The organism is Pseudomonas putida (genome assembly GCF_028682395.1).
Lineage (GTDB): Bacteria > Pseudomonadota > Gammaproteobacteria > Pseudomonadales > Pseudomonadaceae > Aquipseudomonas > Aquipseudomonas putida_AB.
Genome location: NZ_JANHLC010000021.1, coordinates 1 through 7,019, shown reverse-complemented (window position 1 = coordinate 7,019; position 7,019 = coordinate 1). Strand labels below are relative to the sequence as shown.

The 7,019-nt window shown below is 58.8% G+C and carries 3 protein-coding genes; 2 read left to right on the top strand and 1 reads right to left on the bottom strand.

The features are described from left to right. Positions 1-642: 642 nt before the first annotated feature. Both NPS46_RS24975 and NPS46_RS24970 read left to right on the top strand, forming a co-directional pair. The gene (locus NPS46_RS24975) at positions 643-3,108 is read left to right on the top strand and encodes an autotransporter domain-containing protein (RefSeq protein ID WP_274112016.1); all 2,466 of its coding nucleotides are present in this window, start codon (positions 643-645) and stop codon (positions 3,106-3,108) included. A 503-nt stretch (positions 3,109-3,611) separates the two neighbouring features. Next, positions 3,612-6,029, top strand: coding sequence for an autotransporter outer membrane beta-barrel domain-containing protein (locus tag NPS46_RS24970; RefSeq protein ID WP_274112018.1), 2,418 nt, complete (start codon positions 3,612-3,614; stop codon positions 6,027-6,029). 93 nt (positions 6,030-6,122) lie between these two features. Here NPS46_RS24970 and NPS46_RS24965 read toward each other — a convergent pair whose 3' ends face one another. Further along, a complete protein-coding gene (locus NPS46_RS24965; protein WP_274112014.1) occupies positions 6,123-6,971 on the bottom strand; it encodes an alpha/beta hydrolase in 849 nt (282 codons plus the stop codon). Between the last annotated feature and the right edge of the window lie 48 nt (positions 6,972-7,019).

The following is a 7,019-nucleotide window of genomic DNA, read 5'->3' as shown; positions in this document are numbered from 1 at the left end:
CGGCTTTGATGCAGACACCTTCACCGCCAAAGTGCGTTACGACTTCTAATCGCAAACGTACACCTGTAACCCGGCCATCAGGCCGGGATTCCTGGTACGACACCGCGCCGTCCTTCAGCGTGCGTGTCGTATACCCCTGCAATGCCTTCCTATTTCCCCCTAAAAACCCTGCTTGATTCCTGCGCGCCACTCAGACCGAAACCACAACCATAGCCTTAGAAAAATAAAACGTTCAAAACTCTCAAAAATTTAGCCACCCCCCGTAAACACGGGTTTGAAAGGGCTTTTCAGCCGTGCTGTAGGCACTCATTTTCGCCCTGTAAGACGTGTTGAAGCAGCCTATGAGAAAGATGCCAGAGGACCGTTTCTTCCCCTATTTCAACCGTCGACATATGAAGTAAAAAACGCTCCCGCAAAACCGCACGTTTTCCTCCAGCCCGCCAGATCAGGGCTACACAGGCAACACCTGATTCTGATGATTCCAGATATGCCCGCCACTGCAATATCCCGCCACAAACCCCGTCTTTGAGCCTATCGACAGTTCTCCTAGGATGCCGCGCATTGAAATATGGCACTTCGCCCAAGCCCGAGGCTGGCCCTTGGAACATCCAACTTTCAGTATCATTTTGAAAGGATTAATCAATGAGTTCAGTCATTTTCCGCAAGACCCTACTCGCCCTGGCGATCACGGCGACCGCACTGCCCGCTTACGCAGAAATCCTGGAGTTGAACGATACGGGCCTGGTCATTACCGGGTCTAAAAGCGAGCCTGTCGAAGTAGCCGGCAACTTCAGCGGCACCCACGACCTCGCCCAGGCCATCAAGCTTGACGCCGCGCAACTGGACAAGGGTCTGATCCTCAACGCCACCGCGCATAATGAAGTCAACGCGGACAGCCTGCTGACCGATCACCGCGCAGCCGTGCTCATCGCCAACTCGACCATCCAGAACGGCCTGGCCAACAAGGGCACGCTGAGTATCAAGAATCCGCACGTTCCGGGGTCGACCACCGTGGCTGCGGCCTTGCGCATAACCGGCACCAGCACCATCAATGGCAAAATGATCAATGCCAGCGGCGGCAAGATTCTCGCCGAGGGCGCAGGCTCCAGCGGTATTCTGCTCGAAGGCGCCACCCTGACCGAACGGCTGATCAACAATGGCCAGGTGCAGGTCGATGGCCGCGAAGCCTCCGGGATCAAACTCACTGAGCTCTCAGGCACATCCAGTCCCCCAAAAAGCAAACTCACTGGCCTGACCAATACCGGCAGCATCACGGCTCAGGGTAAAGGTTCAAAAGGGCTGGATATCAGCGGCACCACCTTCACGACGGCGAATCAACATATCGTCAACACCGGTCATATCGCCTCCGAAGGAACGGCCATCCACATTGGGTCTGGGAACACACTCGCAGACCCAAAAGTGAAAAATCTGGAAATCAACAACAGCGGCACGTTGATTGGCGGCGAACATGCTATCTACTTTGACGACATGGGTTCTAACGCCTCCCAAATTGTGCTGAACCTCAACGACGGCAGCAAAATCACTGGCAACCTGACCAATATGGGCCAGATCAACATGCTGGGCGATGTGCAGCTCGACGGCGATATCATGATGAAGACCGGGGCCGCCCCAGTCAGCCTCGGCAATGCCAAGGCGACAGCTCACCTGGAATTGGGCAAGGCGCACACCATGATCGACTCCAACCTTGAAGTCGCCAAGGGCTCGTCCATCGGCTTGAATCTCAGCCAAGCGACCGATGCGACCAAACCGGTTGTGCTCGTCACCAACCGAGTGACCTTCGAGCAAGGTTCACAGATTATCGTCGGCTCTTCAGCGCGTAATTTCAGCACTGAGGAAAAGCACTACACCCTGCTGGAATCCACACAAGGCATGACCGATAAAGGCTTGAGCGTCAGCCTGGATTCGCAATCGCCGCTGTTGAACTTCACGTCCAACATCGACGCCGCCAACAACAAGGTCGAAGCCCGAATCGGCCTGAAAAGCGAAGCCGAGATCGCCCGCATGGTCGCTGTCCACGGCGCCAGCGACAACAGCCAGCAGGGACTGGTGCGCCTCACCCACGATGGTGTGCTCAGCAAGCTGGACGCCAACGACGCCCTGCTCCAAAACATTGCCACTGCCGACGAAAAGAAGCTGGCCACGCTGGCCCAGCAACTGACCCCGGAAGTCAACGGCGGCGCTTCCAAGGCAGCAACCACTGGCCAGACACTCATCGCCAATGCCGCCAGCGCGCGTACCAGCGCCGTGCGTGGTTTGTCCTCGGGTGATGCAGCCACACAAACCGGACTCTGGATGCAGACGCTGTACAGTGATGCGACTCAGGGCAACCGCGATGGCATCGCCGGCTACGACGCTCACAGCAGCGGTATGGCCTTCGGCGCCGATGCCAAACTCAACGATCAATTCACCCTGGGTGTGGCGTACAGCTTCCTAAGCACTGACGTCAACGGCAGCAGCGGCAACAAGACCGAGGTCGATGCCCACGCGTTCACCCTGTACGGCGGCCTGGAGCACGGCAACTACTTCGCTGATGCCAGCCTGACCTATGGCAAAAACAACAACGAAAGCGAACGTCATATCGCCGGTACCAAGGCCAAGGCCGATTACGACAGCACCCTGCTCGGCCTGAACCTGATAGGCGGCTACACCTACCAGATGACCGAAAAACTGCTGGTCGAACCACGTCTGGCGGCTCGTTACAGCCTGGTGGATATCGACAGCTATCGCGAGAAAGGCTCTTCGGCCGCCCTCCAGGTCAGCGACCAGCGCTTCGAAGCCATCGAGCTCGGTGCCGGCCTGCGTGTCGCCGCCAACTTCCCTCTGGGCAAGGGCACGCTGACGCCACAAGCCAAGCTGATGGGCTATCACGATTTTGCCGCAGACCAGTCCAGCAGCACCTCGACCTTCATGCTGGGTAACACCCCGTTCGTCACGTCCGGCGCCAAGCCGGCGCGCAATAGCCTCGAAGCAGGCGTGGGGGCTGACTACCGTTTGGGCGCTGTGACTCTCGGCCTGAATTACGACTACGTCGGCAAGTCTGACTTTGACGCGGACACCCTCACCGCCAAGGTTCGCTACGAGTTCTAAAAAAGCGTGCTCCCCCCAGCCTCTGCACACGGCTGGGGGAGGCCAAATACTGCTTTCCCCCTTCTCTCTTGCCGGTAACGGCACAGCGCAAGACAACCTTGTTTCAGGTCGGCCACATCGCCCGCTTCAGGCCAGGGCCGCGCCCAAACGCGCTAACACACCTGACTAAAAAAGCCAATCCAGGACGGCTCTCAAAACCATTAAAGCCCCTGAAAACAACGGTTTTCAAAGTCTACATCGCCCAAAAAACAAGCATAAAAAAGCCTTTCATTGAGCAAAAAATAGCTCCCGGGTGAAGGCTTTTCGTTCGACTAGATGCAACTACATAAAATGCAAAAAAGTCCTACGCACCCACTGCAAGACTCCTTCAGGCCGCATGTTTACTGACTTCCGACTGGATGTTTTCTGACAAGGTTCATGCACAGAACGCTGCCGCAACATTTCGCCATATAGCCCGTCTTTGACCCTCCCCACGGCTCTCTTAGGATGCCGCGCCATTGCACGTGGCCCTTCGCTATACCCGTTTCAGGCCCACGAAGCGTCAACATTTTCGTAGCATCTTGAAAGGAAATCTCATGCCATCACTTCTGTTCCGCAAAACCCTGCTCGCCCTGGCAATCACCGCTACGGCAATACCGGCCAATGGCCATACCTGGGACACCTCCAAGCTAGTTGAGTTTAACGAGACACCCGAGAAGCCCTTTACATCGGATATGGAAAGTCTGGAGGTGATAGGTACCCCAAACCCTAAAAGCGACATCCTGCAGTACGAAGTCACTGGGGTGACGATCCAAAAGGACATGACGATCAGCGCCATTATCCATACCATTAATGGCCCAAATGCAGCCTTTAGTTTGCGCGACGGCAGCACGATCCATGGCAACCTGCTTCACTCCGGCAGCCTCTCTGTCTTGGGCCCAGGCGACACCTCAGCCCTGCTCCTGAGCGAAACAGAAATTGGCGGTAACCTGATCAATGAAGGCGTCCTGAACGGCGAAGGATCGGGCGCAGGCTCCAGCGCACTGAGTATCAGTGAACAAAGCGCCGTGAACGGCGATGTGATCAACACCCAACAGGGTCTCCTTCAGGCAAACAACAGCATCAGCCATGCACTCTCTGTCACCGAGAGCAAACTCGCAGGCAAGATCATCAACCAGGGTCGTATCGAGGCCATCGGCGCAGACTACTCCACAGCCATCCTTATCGGCAGCGGTGTCACCACTGGCAGCGGCTCTGCGCTACAGATCCATAACAGCGGAACCCTGAGCGCCGGGGTCAACGCCATCGATGCCAGCGCATCCACTGCCCTGCCGGTTGAACTGCTGCTGGATCACGGTAGCGTTGTCAACGGTAACCTGCTCAACCTCAGTCAAGTCGATGTGCTCGGCGACGTACTGTTCACCGGCACCGACCAGGGCAAAGCGCCGCACATCAAACTGGCAAAAGGCGCCGTCAATGTGGGGAATGGGAGCACTGCCGGGCATCTGCAACTGGGCCTGGATCACACCTTGCTTGAGGGGGATCTGGCGCTGGCGTCCGGTTCATCGCTAACGCTGAAGCCGACGGACCCCAGCCAGATATCCCTCACCATCGCCGGCAACGCCGTCTTCGAAAAAGACGCGCAAATCAAGCTCGCCACACAAGCGTCCAAGCATGAGTTCACGACGTCGGGCGCCCAATTCAAGTTGCTTCAGGCGAATAGCCTGGAGGACAAGGGACTCACCGTGGCCCTGGGCGACCGCTCGCCGCTGCTCCACGCTAAGGCCAATGTCGATGCGGCCAACCACGCCGTAACGGCCCAGATCGCCCTCAAGAGCGAGCGCGAGATCGCGGAGCTGGTGGGAAACCGCGGCGCCAACCGTAATAGCCAGCAGGCGCTGGTGCGCCTGGCCCACGATGGTGTGCTGAGCCGGCTGGAGGACGACGATGCAATTTTCAAGGTGTTCAGCACGGCCAACGAGCAGCAACTGGCAGAACTGTCCAAACAGCTGACACCCGAAGTCAACGGCGGCGCCTCCCAAGCCGCCACCACAGGGCAGACGCTCGTCAGTAACACCACGAGCAACCGCACCAGCGGCCTGCGCGGCCTATCCTCGGGGGAGGCCTTCAAGCAAACCGGCGTTTGGGTACAAAGCCTCTACAGCGACGCCACTCAGAGCCAACGCAACGGCGTCGAGGGTTACAAAGCCAACAGCAGCGGCATGTCCGTGGGTGCGGACGGCAAGATCAACGATCAACTGACGCTCGGCGTGGCGTACAGCTATCTGAATACCGACATTAAAAGTCAGGGTCGCAACACGACTCAGGTCGACGGCCATGCCTTCACCCTCTACGGCGGATACGAGCACGGCAACTACTTCGTCGATGCCAGCCTGACTGCCGGGATGAACAACAATCAGGGTAAACGTCACATTGCCGGCACCACAGCCAAGTCCAGCTACGACAGCACACTGTTGGGTCTGGACGTCACCGGCGGCTATACCTACACGGTGAACGACCACCTGTTGCTCGAACCACGCCTGGCCGCGCGCTACAGCCTGGTGGACATCGATGGCTACAGCGAAAAGGGTTCTTCAGCCTCGCTCAAGGTCAAGGAGCAGCGCTTCACAGCCTTCGAAGTCGGTGCGGGTCTGCGGGTCGCGGCCAACTACCCGCTGGGCAAAGGCACCCTCGTGCCGCAGGCCAAGTTGATGCTCTATCAGGACATCATGTCCGATGAAACCTCCACCACTTCAACCTACGTCCAGGGCAACACCCCCTTTGTCACGACCGGTGCCAAATCCGCCCGCAGCAGCTATGAAGCCGGTGTCGGTGCGGACTATAAGCTAGGCGCCGTCACCCTGGGCCTGAACTACGACCACGTCGGTAAATCGGGCTTTGATGCGGACACCTTCACCGCCAAGGTTCGTTACGACTTCTGACCAGACGTCCACCTGGGCCTGTCGGGCCAGGTGAACAGCAGAAACCGGCGGGCATAGCCGACAACCCCAGTGCCCGCCGGGTCCCACCTCTGTCTACTGACACTCTATCGGCCGGTCGCGCCATTGCGCCCAGGCCTGACTCCAGCCTTCGGCATGACTGGCGCCCGCCACGCTGACCGACTGCAGACAACGTGCTGGCCCCAGGGCCTGGCGATAGCGGTCGAGCAACGAGGCCGGCACCACGCGATCCTGGGTACCAGTGAAATGTCGCTGGGGCACCCGCGCCAATTGCGCGCGATAGTCCAGAGGCTCAAGCGAACCCTTGAGCGGGCTGAGGTTAAGCAACAAGACCCACTGACGCGGGCTGAGGTTGCCGGCGAGGGTCTGGACCTGGGCGATGTCGTTACGCTGAACGGCGAGTAACAGCGCCAGTGCGCCGCCACCGGAGTAGCCGACCAGTTCAAAATCCTCATTGCCATAACGCAACTTGATGCGGTCCAGAGCCTGGCTCAGGCTCGTGACGACGGCCGCGGAAAAACGCTGATCGGTCCACAGTTGGGTGTTACAGCCCGGGGCCTCGACGAACTGGCAGGGCCGCGCCAGATACAGGCTGGGCGTAGGGTCGCTAAGGGCCAGGCGGGCCACTAGCAGTTGCCGGGGGCTGGGGTCCAGGCTCGGTTGCGTGGGCGTGGCCCAGGCATGGCCGTCGCCTTCGAGATAGATGCGCAAGCGCGGTGAAACAGGGCGCGTCAACGGGCTGACAAGCGCCAGGGGAAAAGGTTGGCTGGGCATAACTTCCAGTCGCTGGGCATGGCTGGCTGCCAGTTCCTGCAAGGCCTGGTGGGGCGACTGGCAACCGCTCAGCACGGCGCTGAACAACAGCGCCGTGCCTTGCAGCCAAACGCCAGCCCGTTTGAGCGGGCCGGGGTTCTGGTCACGCATCAGAAGTCGTAACGCACTTTGGCGGTGAAGGTATCCGCGTCAAAGCTC